Origin of the sequence: Burkholderia multivorans ATCC BAA-247 (assembly GCF_000959525.1) — a bacterium.
Taxonomy (GTDB): domain Bacteria; phylum Pseudomonadota; class Gammaproteobacteria; order Burkholderiales; family Burkholderiaceae; genus Burkholderia; species Burkholderia multivorans.
This window is the reverse complement of record NZ_CP009831.1, coordinates 1,626,823-1,644,950: the sequence shown is the minus strand read 5'-3', so window position 1 is coordinate 1,644,950 and position 18,128 is coordinate 1,626,823. Positions and strand designations below refer to the sequence as shown.

14 protein-coding genes are annotated in these 18,128 nt (G+C 68.4%); 8 read left to right on the top strand and 6 right to left on the bottom strand.

Annotated features, from left to right (window positions below):
- Positions 1-28 precede the first annotated feature (28 nt).
- Both NP80_RS09440 and NP80_RS09435 read left to right on the top strand, forming a co-directional pair.
- Positions 29-1,429 carry an MFS transporter gene (locus NP80_RS09440; RefSeq protein ID WP_006403216.1) on the top strand — a complete coding sequence of 467 codons (1,401 nt, stop codon included), beginning with the start codon at positions 29-31 and terminating at the stop codon, positions 1,427-1,429.
- A 239-nt stretch (positions 1,430-1,668) separates the two neighbouring features.
- Entirely contained in the window at positions 1,669-2,073 is a 405-nt protein-coding gene (locus tag NP80_RS09435; RefSeq protein WP_035488090.1) for a PPC domain-containing DNA-binding protein, read from the top strand.
- A 33-nt stretch (positions 2,074-2,106) separates the two neighbouring features.
- Here NP80_RS09435 and NP80_RS09430 read toward each other — a convergent pair whose 3' ends face one another.
- The 4 genes from NP80_RS09430 to NP80_RS09415 form a co-directional block, all read right to left on the bottom strand.
- Positions 2,107-3,348: a DUF2252 family protein gene (locus NP80_RS09430; protein ID WP_006410809.1), complete on the bottom strand. Its 1,242-nt coding sequence runs from the start codon at positions 3,346-3,348 to the stop codon at positions 2,107-2,109.
- A 48-nt stretch (positions 3,349-3,396) separates the two neighbouring features.
- Positions 3,397-4,683, bottom strand: a complete 1,287-nt coding sequence (locus tag NP80_RS09425) for an NRAMP family divalent metal transporter (protein WP_006403219.1) — start codon at positions 4,681-4,683, stop codon at positions 3,397-3,399.
- 257 nt (positions 4,684-4,940) lie between these two features.
- A complete protein-coding gene (locus NP80_RS09420; protein ID WP_006403221.1) occupies positions 4,941-5,189 on the bottom strand; it encodes a hypothetical protein in 249 nt (82 codons plus the stop codon).
- Positions 5,190-5,810: 621 nt separating this feature from the next.
- Positions 5,811-6,245 (bottom strand): universal stress protein, encoded by a 435-nt coding sequence (locus NP80_RS09415; protein ID WP_006410811.1) that lies wholly within the window; start codon positions 6,243-6,245, stop codon positions 5,811-5,813.
- A gap of 363 nt (positions 6,246-6,608) precedes the next feature.
- Here NP80_RS09415 and NP80_RS09410 point away from each other — a divergent pair, with 363 nt between their 5' ends.
- On the top strand, positions 6,609-8,093 hold the full coding sequence (locus NP80_RS09410) for an amidase (protein WP_006403226.1): 1,485 nt from the start codon (positions 6,609-6,611) through the stop codon (positions 8,091-8,093).
- A gap of 65 nt (positions 8,094-8,158) precedes the next feature.
- Here the strand turns inward: NP80_RS09410 and NP80_RS09405 are convergent, their stop codons facing one another.
- Positions 8,159-9,616 (bottom strand): carbohydrate porin, encoded by a 1,458-nt coding sequence (locus NP80_RS09405; protein ID WP_006403227.1) that lies wholly within the window; start codon positions 9,614-9,616, stop codon positions 8,159-8,161.
- Between the two features lie 296 nt (positions 9,617-9,912).
- On the opposite strand from NP80_RS09405, the gene NP80_RS09400 reads away from it, so the two are divergent.
- The 5 genes from NP80_RS09400 to NP80_RS09380 all read left to right on the top strand — a co-directional run bounded on the left by NP80_RS09400 (position 9,913) and on the right by NP80_RS09380 (position 13,073).
- On the top strand, positions 9,913-10,596 hold the full coding sequence (locus tag NP80_RS09400; RefSeq protein ID WP_006403229.1) for a hypothetical protein: 684 nt from the start codon (positions 9,913-9,915) through the stop codon (positions 10,594-10,596).
- 115 nt (positions 10,597-10,711) lie between these two features.
- On the top strand, positions 10,712-11,542 hold the full coding sequence (locus NP80_RS09395) for an arylamine N-acetyltransferase family protein (RefSeq protein WP_006411945.1): 831 nt from the start codon (positions 10,712-10,714) through the stop codon (positions 11,540-11,542).
- A gap of 125 nt (positions 11,543-11,667) precedes the next feature.
- Positions 11,668-11,841 carry a ribbon-helix-helix domain-containing protein gene (locus NP80_RS09390; RefSeq protein ID WP_006403231.1) on the top strand — a complete coding sequence of 58 codons (174 nt, stop codon included), beginning with the start codon at positions 11,668-11,670 and terminating at the stop codon, positions 11,839-11,841.
- Between the two features lies 1 nt (position 11,842).
- Entirely contained in the window at positions 11,843-12,202 is a 360-nt protein-coding gene (locus NP80_RS09385) for a VOC family protein (protein ID WP_006403232.1), read from the top strand.
- Between the two features lie 10 nt (positions 12,203-12,212).
- A complete protein-coding gene (locus NP80_RS09380; RefSeq protein WP_006411949.1) occupies positions 12,213-13,073 on the top strand; it encodes a class I SAM-dependent methyltransferase in 861 nt (286 codons plus the stop codon).
- Positions 13,074-13,076: 3 nt separating this feature from the next.
- Here NP80_RS09380 and NP80_RS09375 read toward each other — a convergent pair whose 3' ends face one another.
- On the bottom strand, positions 13,077-17,918 hold the full coding sequence (locus tag NP80_RS09375; RefSeq protein ID WP_006411946.1) for an NAD-glutamate dehydrogenase: 4,842 nt from the start codon (positions 17,916-17,918) through the stop codon (positions 13,077-13,079).
- Positions 17,919-18,128: the final 210 nt, after the last annotated feature.

Sequence of the window (18,128 nt, the reverse complement as noted above, 5' to 3'; positions counted from 1 at the left end):
CCCACACGAGATCCAGGAGAGTTCCCGCATGAGCACTTTCGACAACGTCGTGGCCGGTCGGGCCGCGATGGAAGCTGCCGCCTCCACGCCCGGCGCGATCATCGCGCGGCTCGAGCGGCTTCCGGCCAATGCGATGCAAATCCGCGCGCGCATACTGATCGGTACCGCGACGTTCTTCGACGGCTTCGACGTGATCACGATCGCGGCGACGCTGCCGCTGCTGATTCACAAGTGGGGCTTGTCGCCGACGCAGATCGGCATGCTGATCGCATCGGGCGCGATCGGTCAGCTGATCGGCGCCTTCCTGTTTCCCGCACTCGCGGAAAAGCACGGCCGCGTGAAGGCGATCGCGTGGAGCTCGGCCGTGATCGGCATCACGAGCATCGCCTGCGGCTTCGCGCCGACGTTCGAAGTATTCGTGCTGCTGCGGATCCTGCAGGGGCTCGGGCTCGGCGGTGAATTGCCGGTCGCCGCGACCTACATCAACGAGATCACGCGCGCACATGGCCGCGGCCGTTTCGTGCTGCTGTACGAGATCGTGTTCCCGATCGGTCTGCTCGTGTCGATGGCGCTCGGCGCGTGGCTCGTGCCGCGCTTCGGCTGGGAGATCATGTACTTCGTCGGCGGGTTGCCGCTGCTGCTGGCGCTCGTGCTCACGCACGTCGTGCCCGAGTCGCCTCGCTGGCTCGCGTCGCGCGGGCGGCTGGCCGAAGCCGGCCGCGCCGTGAGCGCGTTCGAGACGTCGGTGCGCGGCGAGCTGCCGCCCGTCACGCAGACGGCCGCGTTCGACGAAATGGTGCGCCAGCATCCGAAGCGCCGGATGCTCGACCTGTTCAGCCGCGCGTACCGCAAGCGCACGCTCGCGATCGCGACGCTGTGGGCAACCTGCGGGTTCATCCAGTACGGGCTGTCGACGTGGCTGCCGACCATCTACAAGAACTTCTATCACGCACCGCTGCAGCTCGCGCTGAATCTCGCGGTGATCGGCTCGGTGATGGGCGTGCTCGGTTCGCTCGCGTCGGCGCTGCTCGTCGACAAGCTCGGCCGAAAGCCGGTGATCGTGTGGTCGTTCGTGCTGTGCGCACTGTCGCTGGCGCTCGCGGGCATCTATCACGCATCGTCGGTCTACGTCGTCGCGACGTTCTGCTCGCTGTCGCTCGGTCTGATGGCGTCGGGCTTCATTACCGCGTACGTCTATACGCCGGAGCAGTATCCGACGAGCATCCGCGCGTCGGGCTGCGGGCTCGGCAGCGCGTGGCTGAAGATCGCATCGTTCGCGGCGCCGATGATCGTCCCGCACGCGATCATTGGCGGCGATCTGAGCCCGGCGTTCTATCTGCTCGGCGCGGTGCCGCTGATTGCGGCCGTTACCGTGTACTTCGTCGGGATCGAGACGAAGGGCAAGGTGCTCGAAGCGCTCGAGGCGTAAGCGCAGCCGGCCGCGATGGCCGGCTTGCCGCACGAAACGCGAAAGGTCCGGGCCTGGTCCTAGCCTCGTTGCGTTCGCGCACTCGCGAGCGTGCGCGGCGAACGGCGGTCGCCGTATCGGTGTCACGTCGCTCCGCTGCTCGCGCCCATGCGCTGCCGTATGTGCTCGGGCGGCGCACTTGCCCGATCGCAGCGTCGAACGTACGCTTGGTCGACGCCTTCCTTTCGCAGGTATCGACGATGCAAGCCCATCCTCTGCGTCTTTCCCCCGGCGACGATCTGCGCGCGTCCATCGAGCACGCGCTGCGGCGGCTCGGCGCGCACGCGGCCTTCGTGCTGCAGGGCATCGGCAGTCTCGACGCCGCGCAGTTGCGTTTCGCCGGCGTCGACGCGCCGACCGAACTGCGCGGCGATCTGGAAATCCTCACGCTGGCCGGCTCCGTCTCGCCGCACGGCGCGCATCTGCATATGTCGGTGTCGGACGCGCACGGCCACGTATCGGGCGGCCACGTCGCGCACGGCTGCATCGTGCGGACGACGGCCGAGATATTGCTCGCGCTGTTGCCCGAGCATCGCTTCTCGCGCGAACCGGACGTGCGCACCGGTTTCGACGAACTCGTGATTCGCACGAACGACGGCCGTTGATCGCGCGGGCCGCGAGCGATGCGTGTCGTCCGCTCAGCCGAGCGTCGTGCCGAGCACGTAGCGCCGGCAATGTTCGAGATAGGCTTCTTCGTGCGTGGCCATCAATTCGATGATGCTGCGCCACAGCCATGAAGGCGCGTCGACGGTCTTGGCATGCTGGCTGCGCAGCGCCGCGCGCCATGCCCGTTGCGTCGCGCCGTCCATCTGTGCCGCATGCGCGCGGCCGATCACGCGCGCCAGATAACGCGCGGCCGCGATCGCATCGTCCTCCGACAGCCGTTCCGCTTCGAGCTTCAGATCCTGCGGCATCAGTTCGCGAATCACGACCGAATGCCCGTCGAGGCGCGCCGCGCACATCCGGCTTCCAAGCATCGGCGACAGATGGCGCGCACCTTCGACCACGCGCTGGGCCGCATCGCGCGGCATTTGCGCGCCGCGATGCATCGGCGCCTTGGCGGCCGCGGCCTCCTTGATGTCGATCAGGCAGGGCGGGTGGCCGTCCGCACAGCCGTCGTCGATATCGAGCATGACCGCGAAGCGCCGCCGCCCGAGCGAACTGCAGCCCTTGACCCAATACGCGGCGTCGAGCACTTTCATCTTCGCGTTGCCGCGCGCGGTGGGGCTCAGCGCCGCGCCGATCGGGGACACCGAGGCCGATTCGAACAGTGCGTGAATTGCGGCGCGCTCGTCGTCGGACAGCGGCCAGAAGCGCTTGCCGAGCGGAATGCGCGGCGCGGCATCGCGGATCGTCTGCCGATCGAGCTTGCGCCACGAACGATGCAACGCCGCCTTCATCGCGATCTTCACGGCGGCCGGACGCGCGTCGCCCTCGCCGTCGTTGCGTCGGCGAGGATCGAACGCCTGCTCGTAGCCGGCGATCAGCGCTTCGATCATTCGCCACGTGATGATGCCGGGCAGATCGGAGCTACGCGCCGCGGTCGCGACGGAGAAGCCGAGCCGCAGCAGGTCGTGCGCCGGGTTGCCGATCACGCTCTGGTCGAGATCGCGAATCTGCACCGCGACTTCGCCGGTTTTGTCCGCAACGGGGCCGAGATTGCCGAGATGGCAGTCGCCGCCGATCCAGACGGCCGGGCCCTCGGGCACCGCGCCCGACCGGTGCTCCGCGAGCCACGCATAGAAGCGCTCGGCGCTGCCACGCGTGAAGGTGTGGATCGAGCGCGCCATCTTGCGGCTGCGCAGGCTCGCGAGAACCTGCGCGCGCGCGTCGCTGGCAGGCAGCGCCGATCGCGCGGTTTTTCTGGCCTTCCTGGGCACGATCCCCTCCGTTTTGATGTCGTCCGTCGAGCGCCGAGCGCGCGCGGCCTAGCCCGGCACGAACACGCCGAGCGCGGCGATCGCCATTGCGAACGTCGCGATCCATCCGCCCCATTTCAGCGCGCCTTTCACCGCAAATTCGCCCATGATGCGCGTGCTGCCGGCCATCAGCATCATCACGACCATGATCGGCGCGGCCGTGACGCCGTTGATCACGGCGCTCCAGTACAGCGCGCGGATCGGATCGAAATGCATGAAGGTGATCGCGATGCCGCCGACGATCGCCAGCGCGATGACCGCGTAGAACTCGCGTGCGACGCCGAACTCGAGTGCGAGGCTGTTGCGCCAGCGGAACGTGCCGGCCGCCGCATAGGCAGCCGATCCGGCGAGCACCGGCAGCGCCAGCAGCCCGGTGCCGATGATGCCGAGCGCGAACAGCACGTAGGCGAAGTGTCCGGCGAGCGGTTCGAGCGCGCGTGCGGCATCGGCGGACGTCTTGACGTCGATGTGATGCGCGTTCAGCGTGGCGGCCGCCGTCAGCGTGATGAAGAACCCGATCAGATTCGATACGCCCATGCCGACCCACGTGTCCACGCTGATGCGGCGCAATTGCGCCGGTGCCTGATGCGGCGCGCGGCGCAGCGAGTGCGCGTGCGGTGCGGCCTCCAGTTCCTCGACTTCCTGCGATGCCTGCCAGAAGAACAGGTACGGGCTGATCGTGGTGCCGAGCACGGCGACGACGGTCGTGAAGTAGGCCGCGCTTGGCTGCACGTGCGGCCGCACGAGGGCGCGACCGACTTCGCTCCAGGGCACGGGCACGATCAGCGCCACCGCCACGTACGCGAGCAGCACCAGCGCGATCCATTTGAGCAGTCGCGCGTAGCGTTCGTACGGAACGAAGATCTGCAGCAGCACCGACACGCCGCCCAGACAGACGACGTACAGCTGTTGCGGGCCGTGCAGCAGCAGGTCGACGGCGGCGCCCATCGCCGACAGGTCGGCCGCGATGTTGATCACGTTCGCGATCAGCAGCAGTGCGACGGTCGCATACAGCAGCCAGCGCGGATAGTGCGTGCGCATGTTGGACGCGAGGCCCTTGCCGGTCACGCGGCCGATGCGCGCGCTGACGAGCTGGATGGCCGTCATCAGCGGATAGGTCAGCAGCAGCGACCACAGCAGTTCGAACCCGAATTGCGCGCCGGCCTGCGAGTATGTGCCGATGCCGGACGGATCGTCGTCGGCAGCGCCGGTGATGAGTCCCGGCCCCAGGCGTCGCAGCCACGTTGCGGCGTGAGGGCGATCCGCCGGCGGATTGCTGGACTCGGTGTCGTTCATGATCGCGGCCCGTGGGGAGGGGCCAATCGAGGGGCAATTCCTGTGCCCGCGCGCACGGCGGGCAATGGTACCGGCGGCTTTTTCAGGAAGCAGAGCGCGCCGGACAAGGCGCACGGCGTGATCGTCGCGGATTCAGTTGAACGGGCAGTGCGGCGGGAAAAGACGACGACGACGGCGAGCGCAGTCGCCGTCGCTTTGCATCGTCGGCGGGAGGCGTGGGAGCGTGCCGGCCGGCCGACGCCGGTCGGCGTGCGGCGTCAGCGAGCCGCCATCGCGACGTCCTGATCGGCACGCCCGGTGACGAGACAGCCCGACATGAACGCTTCGCGCTGGCTGTCGGCCGCGGCGCTGCCGAAGCCGCGGCCGAGCGCGTCGTACCGCACCTGTTCGGCCCGCTCCGCACACGCGGCCGGGCCGGCGTCGCGGCCTTGCGCGTGCAGCATCGCGCGATCGCCGATCAGATAAACCAGCAGCGCGAAAAATGCGATGTGTACGGCTCGTCTCATGGTTCGTCTCCTTATGGTCCAAGCGTAACGCGGACGCACCACGCCGAGCACTTGGGGCTTCCCCCGGTAAACGTCTGTTGAAAGGGCGCGGCCGGTGCCTTGCGCCGGCCGTTTTTTCGCTACGGCGGCTCGCGGGTAGCGGAGCCGGCGCGCAAGGGCGCGGAGATCGACGCCAGTTTGACGAATATCAGAGTGCGGGAAGCGCGAGACGGTCGTATTGCCGGTCGCGGCGATAGCATGAGCTCATGCGCTGACGGAACGCAGTGGGCGACAAGCGGTAAGCGTATGCGCTCCGGTTCCGGTCGAGCGTGTACGTGTCCAACCTATCGCTATCGAACAGTGAGGAATCCAAATGCTTAACGTCACTTCCGTCCTGATCAGCATGGCGCCGTTGTGGGCGATCCTGCTGCTCGCGTCTTCCGCGGCGACCTATCTCGTGTTTTGGCGCAAGGCAATCAAGTAAGCGCGACGGCGCGCATTGCGCGACGGCCAACGGCCGACCGGAGTCGGTCCGCCGGCATCGCGGGCATCGGCACGCGTGCGCCGGCAGTCTCGTTCGCGATGCAGCGCGTCAGACGTCGGCGCGAACTACGCGCTCCCCAATCCGGCGCACCGCGACGCTCATCGCACCGTCGTGATCGGCACGTTCGAGATGCGCATGAGGCGGTCTATCACGCTGCGTCTGAACATCGACATGACGGTGTGAAACGGATCACGCTTCGGCGCCACGACGACGATTTCATCGCAGCCCGTCTCGGCGGCTGCTGCCGCGATCGACGCGGCCACCGGCCCGACTTTCTGCACGACGCTGTAGCGAACGCCGGCTTCCTGCAGGATCCGCCGAGCGCTCGCGAGGTCGTCGTTCGCGAACTTTTCCTCGATCGACCGCAGCCGCGACAGCGGATGAAACGCCTCGAGCCGTGTGGCCTCGAGCGGCGGCTGGACGTTGACCAGCACGACTTCCGACGCGCACCGTTCGCGGTAGAGGAAGGCCGCATGGCGAACCGCCTGAAGCGAACGGGGAGCATGACCGACCGGAACCAGCAGCTTGAGCATCGACGGTATCCCGTAATCGACAGGCTTTCAGCGTAATGCGCGATCGCAGCGAGCGGTCTAAAAAGTCCGCACGGTCGCGTAAAAATGTCGTCAACGCTGACGATCGTGTTGCGCTTATTGGAAATATAAGAAATTTAACTTTATGCGCATAAACGATTTCACCGATCGGCTGCGCGGCATAGCGACCGGCTCGATTGCTGCGCCGATTCAGTCGGATTCTCGATGAATGTCCGTGGAAAATATCGGAGGTCGCGCCGCGCGCGTCGCGTAGAGTAGAGCGACGACGACCGGCGCGCCGCGCCCGCCGCGACGCGCGGCCGTCACGATACGGTCCGGCTTCCCATTCGATTTCAGGAGACCCGCATGCCGCACGGCGCCCCGCAGCTTCTCGCTCCCGCTTCCATCACCGTCGACCCGATCGTGCGCCTGTCGGCCGGCGAGCTCGCCTCGGCGATCCGCAGCAAGGCCGTGTCGTGCGTCGAGACGATGCGCGCGTATCTCGATCACATCGAGCGCGTGAACGGCGCCGTGAACGCGATCGTCGCGCTGCGCGACCGCGACGCGCTGCTCGGCGAAGCCGCGGACAAGGACGCGGCGCTCGCGCGCGGCGAATATCACGGCTGGCTGCACGGGATGCCGCAGGCGCCGAAAGATCTCGCGATGACGAAGGGGCTCGTGACGACCTACGGCTCGCGGATCTTCAGCGATCACGTGCCGCAGGCCGATTCGGTCGGCGTCGCGCGGATGCGCGCGGCCGGCGCGATCTTCATCGGCAAGACCAATACGCCGGAGTTCGGCCTCGGTTCGCACACGTTCAACGACGTATACGGCGCGACGCGCAATCCGTACGACCTGACGAAGAGCGCGGGCGGCAGCAGCGGCGGCACGGCCGCCGCGCTCGCATCGCGGATGCTGCCTGTGGCCGACGGCAGCGACTTCGGCGGCTCGCTGCGCAATCCGGCCGCGTTCTGCAACATCTACGGCTTCCGCCCGTCGCAGGGCCGCGTGCCGCGCTGGCCGGGCGTCGACGTCTACATGCAGCAGCTCGGCATCGAAGGCCCGATGGGCCGCACGGTCGGCGACGTCGCGCAACTGCTCGCGATCCAGGCCGGCTACGATCCGAACGATCCGTTGTCGCTCGCCGACGATCCGGCCGTGTTCGCGCAGCCGCTCGAGGCGGACGTGAAGGGCACGCGCATCGCCTGGGTCGGCGACTGGAACGGCTATCTCGCGACGGAGCCCGGCGTGCTCGCGCAGTGCGAGCAGGGGCTCGCGACGCTGCGCGACATCGGTTGCGACGTCGATGCGGCGTTGCCCGCATTCGCGCCGGAGCGCATCTGGCGCCTGTGGCTCGCGCATCGGCATCTGCTGTCGGGCGGCGGGCTGCTCGCGCACTATCGCGACCCGGCGCGCCGTGCGCTGCTGAAGCCGGAAGCGATCTACGAGGTCGAAGGGCTGCTCGCGATGCAGGGCGCCGCGGTGTTCGACGCGAGCGTCGAGCGCACCGCGTGGCATCAGGCCGTGCTGCGTTTTTTCGATCGCTACGACTTCATCGCGGCGCCGACTGCGCAGGTATTTCCGTTCGACGTCGAGCAGCGCTGGCCGAACGAAATCGCGGGGCGCGCGATGGACACCTATCATCGCTGGATGGAAACGGTCGTCCCGTGGACGCTGGCCGGCTGCCCGGTGATCAGCGTGCCGGTCGGCTTCAACGAGGCAGGGCTGCCGATGGGGATGCAGCTGATCGGGCGTCCGCGCGCCGATCTCGCCGTGTTGCAGCTTGCGCGCGGCTACGAGCGCGCGGCCGACTGGGTCGGTCGCCGGCTGCCGGCGTGGATGGCCGCGTGACGCGATGAGGCGGTTCGCGGTCGGCCGCGCGCAGGCCGCACGCCGCGCGTGCGCGCGGGCCGCCGTCAGAACGTGATGGTCGTGCGCACGCCGAGCACGAACGTGTTGTGCAGCGGCGCGCGCGGATCGTCCGGATTCTGGCCTGCGCCCGCATTGAACGTGTATTGCGCATCGGCCTGAATCTGCCACCACGGCGCGACCTGGTAGTTGTAGGTCGCTTCGAGCGCGGTTTCGCTGCCGCGCACGCCGTACGGCGCACCGCCGAATGCGCGCGCATCCTCGTCGAGCGCGCGTGCATGGCGGCCGACTTTCACGTAGGTGAGCGCGAGGCCGGCGGAATCGTTGTCGCGGCCGGCGAACGGCGCTTTCAGCACGACGCCGAGGTTCGCGGCGGCGCTGACGACGTTACGGTCGCCGGGCGCCGCCATCACGCGTGCGAACACGCCCACGCTGCGCGGACTGTCGGGGCCGGCGCGCCATACCATCTGATCGGCGACCGCATAGACGCTGTAGTCGCCGCGATGCGGCCGGCCGATGCCGGTCGAATCGGCGCCGGCGAGCGAACGGCCGGCCGTGTCGTCGCGCTGATCCGCGAAGCTGCCGCTGTGATACCAGACGCCGAGCTTGTACGTGCCGGGCAGCGCGCCCGACTTCGCCGCGCCGCCGGCCGCACCGTCCTGATTGATCGCGTACTGCAGTTCGCCGATGAACAGCGCGCCGTTGTGCAGGTTGAAATTGGTGCCGCTGTGATTGTCCGGATGGTTGCCGAGCGGATCGCCGTCGAACACGCCGGCCAGCGCGGTCAGCGACGGCGTCAGCTTTGCGCGCACGCGCACGCCGAGCGCCGACAGCGGGTACGCAGGGCCACCGCTCGGCAAATCGTATGACGGCAGCGCGGGCCAGCCGAACATCGTGTTCATGAACGTCGCCGAGTACGTGCTCGTCAGGAATTCCTGATCGACGGCCTGCTGGCCGATCTTCACGTCGACGCGATCGTCGAGCAGCGACTGCTGATACCAGAGTTCCCACAGGCGCGTGGCGGCGTCGGCTTCGGTGCCGCTCGCGGTGTTCAACGTGCCGAGATGGCTCGGGCTGAACTGTCGGCCGTGGATCTGCAATGCGCTCGCGTTGAAGCTGCCGCCTTTCCAGCCGAATGCCTTCTCGGTGTCGAGCCCGAGCGTCACCGTCGTGACGCCGTGATAGCCGACGCCGCGCTCCAGCCCGCCGTGCAGGTTCGCGAGCAGCTCGCTCGTTTCGGTCGCCGCGAGCGTGACGCCGTACTTGCCGAGCCATGGACGAAGGCCGCCGATGTCGCCGAGCAGCGTGTCGCGCGTCCAGAGGCTGTCTGCCTCGGCGCCCGGCACGGGCGAGGTCGGCGCGGCCGCGGCGGCCGGTGCCTGCTGTGCGGCGGCGGCGCCCGCGAGCAGCTGCGCCGTGCAGGCCAGCGCCGCGATGCACAGGCGACGCGGAACGCGAACGGACAGGGCGGCGGGCGAGGTTCCGGGCAGCGAAACGGGCGGCATGATTTTCCTTGCGGGACGGACGGTGGACGAACCGCGCGCGGTGCGGACACAGCAGCGCGAAGCGGGGCGAATCGTAAGAAACGGCGGGGGCGGCGTCAATCGCGGCGACGCGCAAGCATGCGCATTGATGCGGAAAAGGAACGAATCGCGACGCAAGGCTTGATTTCGCGCGGTCGATTCCGATCAATGCACGCGCGCGTGCCGTCCGATTCGTTTCGATGTGTTTCAGTCGTTGCGATCGCGTGCGACGCGCTTCGACAATATCGGGCTCCACCATTCGGGCACGAGGACAACGTATGAAACACATCCGCGCGGCGCGCAGACATCTCGCCTTCGCCGGCATCGCTTTCGGCATGCTGCTGAGCGGCGCCGCCCATGCGCAGCTCGATCTGCAGTCGATCGGTTCGTCGCTGCTCGGCGGCGGGCAGCAGGCGGCGCCCGCGCAGGGCGGCGTCGCGCAGCTGCTGCAGGCTTACGTCGGCGCGAACCGGCAGGTGCTCGCCGGCCAGTCGTCGCTCGCGTCGGCGATGGGGCTCAGCGGTGCGGCGGGCCAGGCGCAGCAAGCGGCGGCCGTGCTCGGCAACGGCGATGCGCTGACGCCGGCCGCGCTGTCGCAGATGGGCGGCGCGCAGCAGTCGGTGTCGCAGGCGCTCGATCAGGCATTCGCGAGCGGCGGCGCGACGCAGGGCGCGGTCGACAAGCAGGCGTTCAGCAACGGCCTCGCCTCGCTCGGGCAAGGGCTCACGCAGTACTCGCAGCTGCAGCCGGCGCTCGGCGGCCTCGGCTCGACGAATCCGGCGTCGCTGCTGCAGGCCGGGCTCAATCCGCAGAACCTGCAGGCCGCGTCGTATATCGCGCAGAGCGCGCCCGGTCAGCTGCAGTCGCTCGCGACGACGCTGAGCCAGGCCGTGCAGTTCGCGACGAGCCAGGGCATTTCGGTGCCGTCGGTCGCGTCCTCGGCGCTGAAGCTGCTGCCGTAGCGCGAGGCGCGGCCCGCCGCCCGATCGCGGCGTGCGTCGCCGAACGGTCGTTTCGCGCACCACGGGGATTTCGCACGATGCTATCGTGGCGCATTCCCCTCCTTGGTGCAGTCCCATGACCGATTCGTTCGACCTCGCGCGCTACTTTGCGCGTATCGGCTACGACGGCCCCGCCGAGCCGACGCTCGACGTGCTGCGTACGCTGCATCTGCGGCATCCGCGTGCGATTCCGTTCGAGAACCTCGATCCGCTGACCGGCACGCGCGTCGCGCTCGACCTGCCGGCCGTCGTCGACAAGCTCGTCGAGCGCGGTCGCGGCGGCTACTGCTTCGAACTCAACAAGCTGTTCTACACGGCGCTCACGACGATCGGCTTTCGCGTGACGCCGCTGATCGCGCGCGTGCGCTGGATGCGGCCGCCCGAGGTCGCGACGGCGAAGACGCATATGCTGCTGCGCGTCGATCTTGACGGCACGGTGTGGTTCGCGGACGTCGGCTTCGGCACCGCGACGCTGACCGCGCCGATGCGGTTCGCGCCCGGCGAGCGGCAAACGACGCCGCACGGCGCGTTCCGGATCGACGCGCACGGCGAGGACGAATTCGACATGCAGTGCGAGACGCGCGACGGCTGGCAGACGATGTATCGCTTCGCGCTGAAGCCGGCCGAGTGGGTCGATTACGATGCCGCGAACTGGTTCACGTCGACCTACCCCGAGTCGCTGTTCGTGAACGACCTGATCGCCTGCCGCGTGCTGCCCGAGGGGCAGGCGACGCTGTTCAACACGGTGCTGAGCGTACGCGACGCGACGGGCGCAGCGCAGACCGTCACGTTCGACGATCGGGCCGCGTGGGCCGCGTGCCTGCGCGACACGATCGGCATCGATACCACCGGCTTCGATCTTGACGCGCTGTTCGTGCGCGCGGCGGCCCGCGTGCGTGACGCATGAACGACGGCGCCGTCCTGCACGCGGCGCGAGGCGACGGTGCGCGCCGCGTTTCGCGCGAGCTGCATGCCGCGCGGATACCCGCCACGGGCATTTGACTTTTCCTAGTTTGCTAGCATACTAGCACCATGACCGACGAAGAAGTGAAGCAGTTCAACGTGTATCTGCCGCTGAGTCTGATCCGGCAGGTCAAGCATCGCGCAATCGAAACGGAACAGTCGCTGTCGGCGCTGGTAGCCGACGCATTGCGCGCGTATCTCGCCGCGCCGCCGCCGGCGGACGCGTCCACCACGGAGGAATGACATGTCGTCCGAGCGAATCGAAGCCGTTTTCCTGACCACGCACAACTGGGGCAAATCGGCGAAGTTCTTCCAGGCGCTGGGCTTTACGCTGGAATTCGAAACCGATCACCAGTCGGGCCAGCTTCGCAACGGCGACGGCCCGTATCTGTTCATCGCCGAAGTGCCGCCCGGCGAAAAGACGGACATGCAGGTCGTGCTGAAGGTGCCCGACGAGGCGGCAGTGCGGCCGCAGCCGATCGTCGACGTCGTCACGCCGTTCGAGGACACGCACTGGGGCACGCGCGAGATGACGGTGCGCGATCCGGACGGTCGCGTATGGCGACTGCAGGCGCCGGGGCGGCCCGGCCAGTCGAACGCGTGAGGGCGCGGCGATGAACGACACCGTCGACCAGGGCCCCGACAGCACCGCCGCGCGCGTCGCGCTCTGGCGCGCGCTGCATGTCGAATGCGATGCGCCGCCGCACGTGCTCGCCGACGAAGTGGGGCTGCAGCTGCTCGCGCCGGGGCCGGACTGGCAGCAGCGCGGCGACATGGATCCGCAATTCACGCGGCCGTTTCGCGCATCGATCGTCGCGCGTGCGCGTTTCATCGAGGATCTCGTCGTCGAGCAGGCCGCGCATGGCGCGAGTCAGTACGTGATTCTCGGCGCGGGGCTCGACAGCTTCGTGCAGCGCCGCCCCGACATGGCGGCGCGCGTGACCGTCTATGAAGTCGACCGGCCGGGCCCGCAGGCATGGAAGCGCCGCCGGCTGAACGAACTCGGCTTCGGCGTGCCGGATTGGCTGCGCTTCGTGCCCGTCGATTTCGAGGCAGGCCGCTCGTGGCGCGACGCGCTCGTCGATGCGGGCTTCGATCCGGGCAAGCCGGCCGTCGTCGTGTCGACCGGCGTCAGCATGTATCTGACGCGCGAAGCAAATGCGGCGACGCTGCGGGAAGTCGCGACGCTCGCGCGCGGCACCACGTTCGCGATGACGTTCCTGATGCCGCTGCAGCACGCCGATCCCGACGTGCGACCCGGTCTCGAAATGGCAGACAAGGGCGCGCGCGCGAGCGGCACGCCGTTCATCAGTTTCTTCATGCCGGCCGAGATCCGCGCGCTCGCACTCGAAGCGGGTTTCTCGACGGCCGGGCACGTATCGGCCGCCGATCTGACTCGGCGCTATTTCGCCGGGCGTGCGGACGGCCTGCGGCCGCCGAACAGCGCGGAAGAGTTGCTGGTCGCGACCGTATAAACGCTACGCGCGCTCGAGCACGGCGATCTCGCGCACGACGACGAGCAGCACCGCCAGGCTCGCGCCGCCCGATGCGCGCAGTTCCGCGAGCAACTGGCCGTAACGTTCGAGCGCGGCTTCGCGGCGCACGCGCCACGCAGCGACGATCGTTTCCGGCGACGTCGACTCCGGCGATTCCGCCAGCGCGCTCGTCGCGAGCGTGCGCTTGAGCCGCGCGACTTCCGCGAGCGCCGCCGCGCGCGCCATCATGTCCCAGTGCGTCGGCGTCGGCAGCGACGCCGCGCGCTCGCCGATCCATCCGTAGTTGAGCAGCGTGCCGAGCGCGAAGTACACGCCCGCGACGAGTTCGAGTTCGCGATTCGAGGTGGCCGCGACGTCCGCGATGTCGAGCAGCGCGGCCGAGATGTCGCCGCTCGCGACACGCGCGGCGAGCGCCGCATCGACGCCGGCGTCGGTCAGCACGCGCCGGCGCGCGGACAGCGCGTCGAGGTCGTCCGCCGGCAGCAGCGCGGGGAGTTGCGGCGCGAGCCGCTCGACCGCGTCGCGACACCGCGCGAGCAGTGCGGCGATGCCGTCGCCGGCCCCCGCACCCGTATGCAGATGCCGCAGGAACCACAGCGCCGCGCGTTCGAGCAGCCGTGCGACGTCGACGAACATCCGCGCCTGCACGTCGTCGGCGACGCGGTTGTCGAGTGCGTCGATGTCGCGCCACACCGCATCGAGATCGAACACGTCGCGCGCGACGATGCAGGCGCGCACGATGTCGCCCGGCTTCGCGTCGGTTTCCTCCATCAGCCGATGGACGAACGTGCAGCCGACGCGGTTCACGAGCGCATTGGTCAGATGCGTCGCGAGAATTTCGCGGCGCAGCGGATGGCGACGCATCGGCTCGCTGAAACGCTGCTGCAGCGGTTTCGGGAAGTAGTCGACGAGCATCGCGGCCACGAGCGGGTCTTCGGGCAGGTCCGATTCGAGTAGCGCGTCGTAGAGCCACATCTTGCTGTACGCGAGCAGCACCGCGCGCTCCGGCGAGGTGAGACCGAGCTTCGCGGCCTGCCGTTCCGCAATCTCGTCGTCGGTCGGCAGGAATTCGATCACGCGGTTCAGGCGCCCCGCGCGTTCGAGCCAGCGCATCAGCCGCGCTTCCGCATCGAGCAGCTCGACGCCGTAGCGGCCGGCGATCGACAGCGCCTGCGTCTGATAGTAGTTGTCGCGCAGCACGAGCAGCGCGACTTCGTCGGTCATCTCGGCGAGCAGCGCGTTGCGTTGCTTCTCCGTCATCTCGCCGTCCGCGACGACGAGGCCGAGCAGGATCTTGATGTTGACTTCGTGATCCGAACAGTCGACGCCGGCCGAGTTGTCGATCGCGTCGGTGTTGATCCGCCCGCCGCGCTGCGCGAACTCGATGCGGCCGAACTGCGTGAAGCCGAGATTGCCGCCTTCGCCGACCACCTTGCAGCGCAGGTCCGCGCCGTTGACGCGCACCGCGTCGTTCGCGCGGTCGCCGACCTGCTGATGCGTTTCGTGCGTCGCCTTCACGTAGGTGCCGATGCCGCCGTTGTACAGCAGGTCGACCGGCGCCTGGAGGATCGCGCGGATCAGCTCGGTCGGCGGCAGCGCGTGCGCGTCGATGCCGAGTGCGGCCTGCACGGCCGGCGACAGCGGGATCGTCTTCGCGGTGCGCGGATAGACGCCACCGCCCGCCGAGATCGCGGCCGGATCGTAATCGGCCCAGCTCGAGCGTTCGAGCGCGAACAGCCGCTTGCGCTCGGCGAAGCTCGTCGCCGGGTCGGAAGCCGGATCGAGGAACACGTGCCGGTGATCGAACGCGGCAATCAGCCGGATATGCGGCGACAGCAGCATCCCGTTGCCGAACACGTCGCCGGACATGTCGCCGATGCCGACCACCGTGAAGTCGGTCGTCTGCGTGTCGACGCCCATCTCGCGGAAGTGCCGCTTCACCGATTCCCACGCGCCGCGCGCGGTGATCGCCATCTTCTTGTGGTCGTAGCCGACCGAGCCGCCCGACGCGAACGCGTCGTCGAGCCAGAACCCGTACTCGTGCGAGATCGCGTTCGCGTAGTCGGAGAAGGTGGCCGTGCCCTTGTCCGCCGCGACGACGAGATACGGATCGTCGGGGTCGTGGCGCACGACGTCGCGCGGCGGCACGATCGCGTTGCCGACGCGGTTGTCGGTCAGATCGAGCAGCCCGCGCAGGAACGTCTGGTAGCACGCGACGCCTTCGCGCATCCACGCTTCGCGATCGCTCGGCGGCGGCGGATTCTTCACGACGAAGCCGCCTTTCGACCCGACCGGCACGATCACGACGTTCTTCACCATCTGCGCCTTCATGAGCCCGAGCACCTCGGTGCGGAAATCCTCGCGCCGGTCGGACCAGCGCAGCCCGCCGCGCGCGACGCGGCCGCCGCGCAGGTGCACGCCTTCGACGCGCGGCGAATACACCCAGATCTCGAACATCGGTTTCGGTTCCGGCAGCCCCGGCACGCGCGCCGGCGCGAACTTGAACGACAGGTACGGCTTCGGCTCGCCGTTCGCGTCGTGCACGAAGTAGTTCGTACGCTCGGTCGCGTTGATCACGCCGAGGAACTGACGCAGGATGCGGTCCTCGTCGAGGTTCGGCACCTGATCGAGCGCGGTCTCGATGGCCTTCAGCAGCCGTTCGGCCTGCACGTCGCGCGTGTCGCCGATGCGCGGATCGAAGCGCAGCACGAACAGCTCGACGAGTTGCCGCGCGATGGCCGGATTGCCGGTCAGCGCGCGTTCGATATAGGCGTCGCTGAAGGTGGAGCCGACCTGCCGCAGGTACTTCGCATACGCGCGCAGGATCGTGACCTCGCGCGCGCTCAGATGCGCGCGCAGCACGAGCCGGTTGAAATCGTCGTTCTCGATCCGGCCGCTCCAGATCCGGTCGAACGCATCCTCGAACAGGCCTTTCACGCGTTCGATGTCGAACTCCGTATCGTCGGCGAGCTCGAGTCCGAAGTCGTGCACCCATGCCGGCGCCGCATCCTGCGTCTGGATGCGGTAAGGACGTTCCTCGTCGACGCGCACGCCGAGATGCTCGAGCATCGGCAGGCTACGCGACAGCGCGATCGGCTCGCCCGCGCGATAGACCTTGAAGCGGAACGCGCGCGGCCCGGCCTCGATCGGCCGGTACAGGTTCATCGCGAGCTGGCCGGACGCTTTCACGCGCTCGATCAGCTCGATGTCGCGCACTGCGGTGCGCGCCGGATAGTCGTCGCGGTAGCCGGCCGGGAACGAGTCGGCGTAGCGCTGCAGCAGACGATTGCCTTGCTCCTCGCCGAACGCGTCGAGCAGCGCGTCCGCGAGATCGTCCTGCCAGCGCCGCGTGACCTGCACGAGCCGCGTTTCGAGCTCGCGCGTATCGACGTCGGGCATCGTGCCGGGCTCCGCATGCACGACGAAGTGAATGCGTGCGATGGCCGATTCCGACAGCAGCGGCGTGAACTCGACGTTCACGCCGTTGTACGCATCGACGAGCAGCTTCGCGATGCGCCGCCGCAGGTCGGTGTTGTATTTGTCGCGCGGCACGAACACGAGACACGACACGAACCGGTCGAAGCGGTCGCGCCGCACGAACAACCGCGTGCGCTGGTGTTCCTGCAGCCGCAGGATGCCGAGCGCGATGTCGTAGAGCTGATCCTCGTCGGCCTGGAACAGCTCGTCGCGCGGATAGGTTTCGAGCACCGTCACGAGCGACTTGCCGAGATGGCCTTTCGGCAAGAAGCCGGCGCGCCGCACGATGTTCGCGCACTTGCGGCGCACGATCGGTATCTCGGCGCTCGACACCATGTACGCGGTCGACGTGTAGAGCCCGAGGAAGCGGCGCTCGCCGCTCACCTTGCCGTCGGCGCCCACGAGCTTCACGCCGACGTAGTCGAGATAGCCGGGGCGATGCACGGTGGCGCGCGAATTCGCCTTCGTCAGAAAGATCGGCGATGCGCCGGAGATGATGGCCGCGGCGGCCGGCGGCAGCGGCGTCACGTCGGGCGCGCCCGGCGAGCGCAGCGATTCCCGCAGGATGCCGAAGCCCGAGCCTTCGATGCCGCGCAGCGCGAAGCCGGGGCCCTCGGACACGAGCGCGTAGTCGCGCTGCCCGAGGAACGTGAAGTGATCGGCGAGCATCCATTCGAGGAACGCGCGCGCTTCGATGTCCTCGGCCGTCGCTTCGCGCGTCTTCATGTCCTTGATCGTCGCGCGCGCGATTTCGACGATTTTCGGCCAGTCCTCGACCGATGCGCGTACGTCGCCGAGCACGCGCCCGATGTCGTCGCGCAATGTGTCGAGCAACGCGGCGTCGCCGCAGCGATCGACTTCGAAGTGGATGAACGAGGCGAGTTGCGAACGGCCGTCGTCGGGCGTTGCGCCGCCGGCGTCGACGCGCTCGATCGTGCCGTTGCCGCCGCGCCAGATGCGGAATACCGGGTGCAGCGCGGAATGCAGCGCGAGGCCGAGGCGGTTGACGGCCATCGTCACCGAGTCGACGAGGAACGGCATGTCGTCGTTGACGATCTCGATCACCGTGTGATCGGAATGCCAGCCGTGCTGTTCGAGGATCGGGTTGTAGACGCGCAGCCGCTCGCTGCCCGGGACGAATTTCTGCGCGGTCTGCCAGTGCGCCATCGCGGCGCCGTAGAGATCGGCGATGCTGCGGTTTTGCAGATCGTCCGCGTCGACGAAATCGTAGTAGTGACGCAGGAATGGCTCGACGATGCGGAACGTCGTTTCCGGAAGCCGCGCGCGCGCGAATTCGACGACGTCGGAGAGCAGGTGGGCGACGACTTCCTCGTTCTTCGCTTCCATGGCGATCTCCTCGTCGGGTGGAGCCATCGGTTGCTGCTGCGTCTGCCCGGCATTATGCGCCGATTGCGTGACAACGCGATGTGCGAGTGCACAACGGGTGCGGCGTGCGCTGTGTGCGGTGGACGCGGCGGTCGTGGCGGTCGTGGCGGTCGCGGCGGTCGCGGCGGCGGGGCAGGGCCGGGTTCTTGCGAGTCTCGGCTTCGCCCACCA

Bases quoted from the DNA above. Each gene is read 5' to 3' on its own strand.
- NP80_RS09415 (WP_006410811.1), bottom strand. From the start codon at position 6,245: ATGCTCAAGCTGCTGGTTCCGGTCGGTCATGCTCCCCGTTCGCTTCAG.
- NP80_RS09435 (WP_035488090.1), top strand. From the start codon at position 1,669: ATGCAAGCCCATCCTCTGCGTCTTTCCCCCGGCGACGATCTGCGCGCG.
- NP80_RS09380 (WP_006411949.1), top strand. From the start codon at position 12,213: ATGAACGACACCGTCGACCAGGGCCCCGACAGCACCGCCGCGCGCGTC.
- NP80_RS09440 (WP_006403216.1), top strand. From the start codon at position 29: ATGAGCACTTTCGACAACGTCGTGGCCGGTCGGGCCGCGATGGAAGCT.
- NP80_RS09420 (WP_006403221.1), bottom strand. From the start codon at position 5,189: ATGAGACGAGCCGTACACATCGCATTTTTCGCGCTGCTGGTTTATCTG.
- NP80_RS09390 (WP_006403231.1), top strand. From the start codon at position 11,668: ATGACCGACGAAGAAGTGAAGCAGTTCAACGTGTATCTGCCGCTGAGT.
- NP80_RS09375 (WP_006411946.1), bottom strand. From the start codon at position 17,918: ATGGAAGCGAAGAACGAGGAAGTCGTCGCCCACCTGCTCTCCGACGTC.
- NP80_RS09410 (WP_006403226.1), top strand. From the start codon at position 6,609: ATGCCGCACGGCGCCCCGCAGCTTCTCGCTCCCGCTTCCATCACCGTC.
- NP80_RS09395 (WP_006411945.1), top strand. From the start codon at position 10,712: ATGACCGATTCGTTCGACCTCGCGCGCTACTTTGCGCGTATCGGCTAC.
- NP80_RS09405 (WP_006403227.1), bottom strand. From the start codon at position 9,616: ATGCCGCCCGTTTCGCTGCCCGGAACCTCGCCCGCCGCCCTGTCCGTT.
- NP80_RS09425 (WP_006403219.1), bottom strand. From the start codon at position 4,683: ATGAACGACACCGAGTCCAGCAATCCGCCGGCGGATCGCCCTCACGCC.
- NP80_RS09400 (WP_006403229.1), top strand. From the start codon at position 9,913: ATGAAACACATCCGCGCGGCGCGCAGACATCTCGCCTTCGCCGGCATC.
- NP80_RS09385 (WP_006403232.1), top strand. From the start codon at position 11,843: ATGTCGTCCGAGCGAATCGAAGCCGTTTTCCTGACCACGCACAACTGG.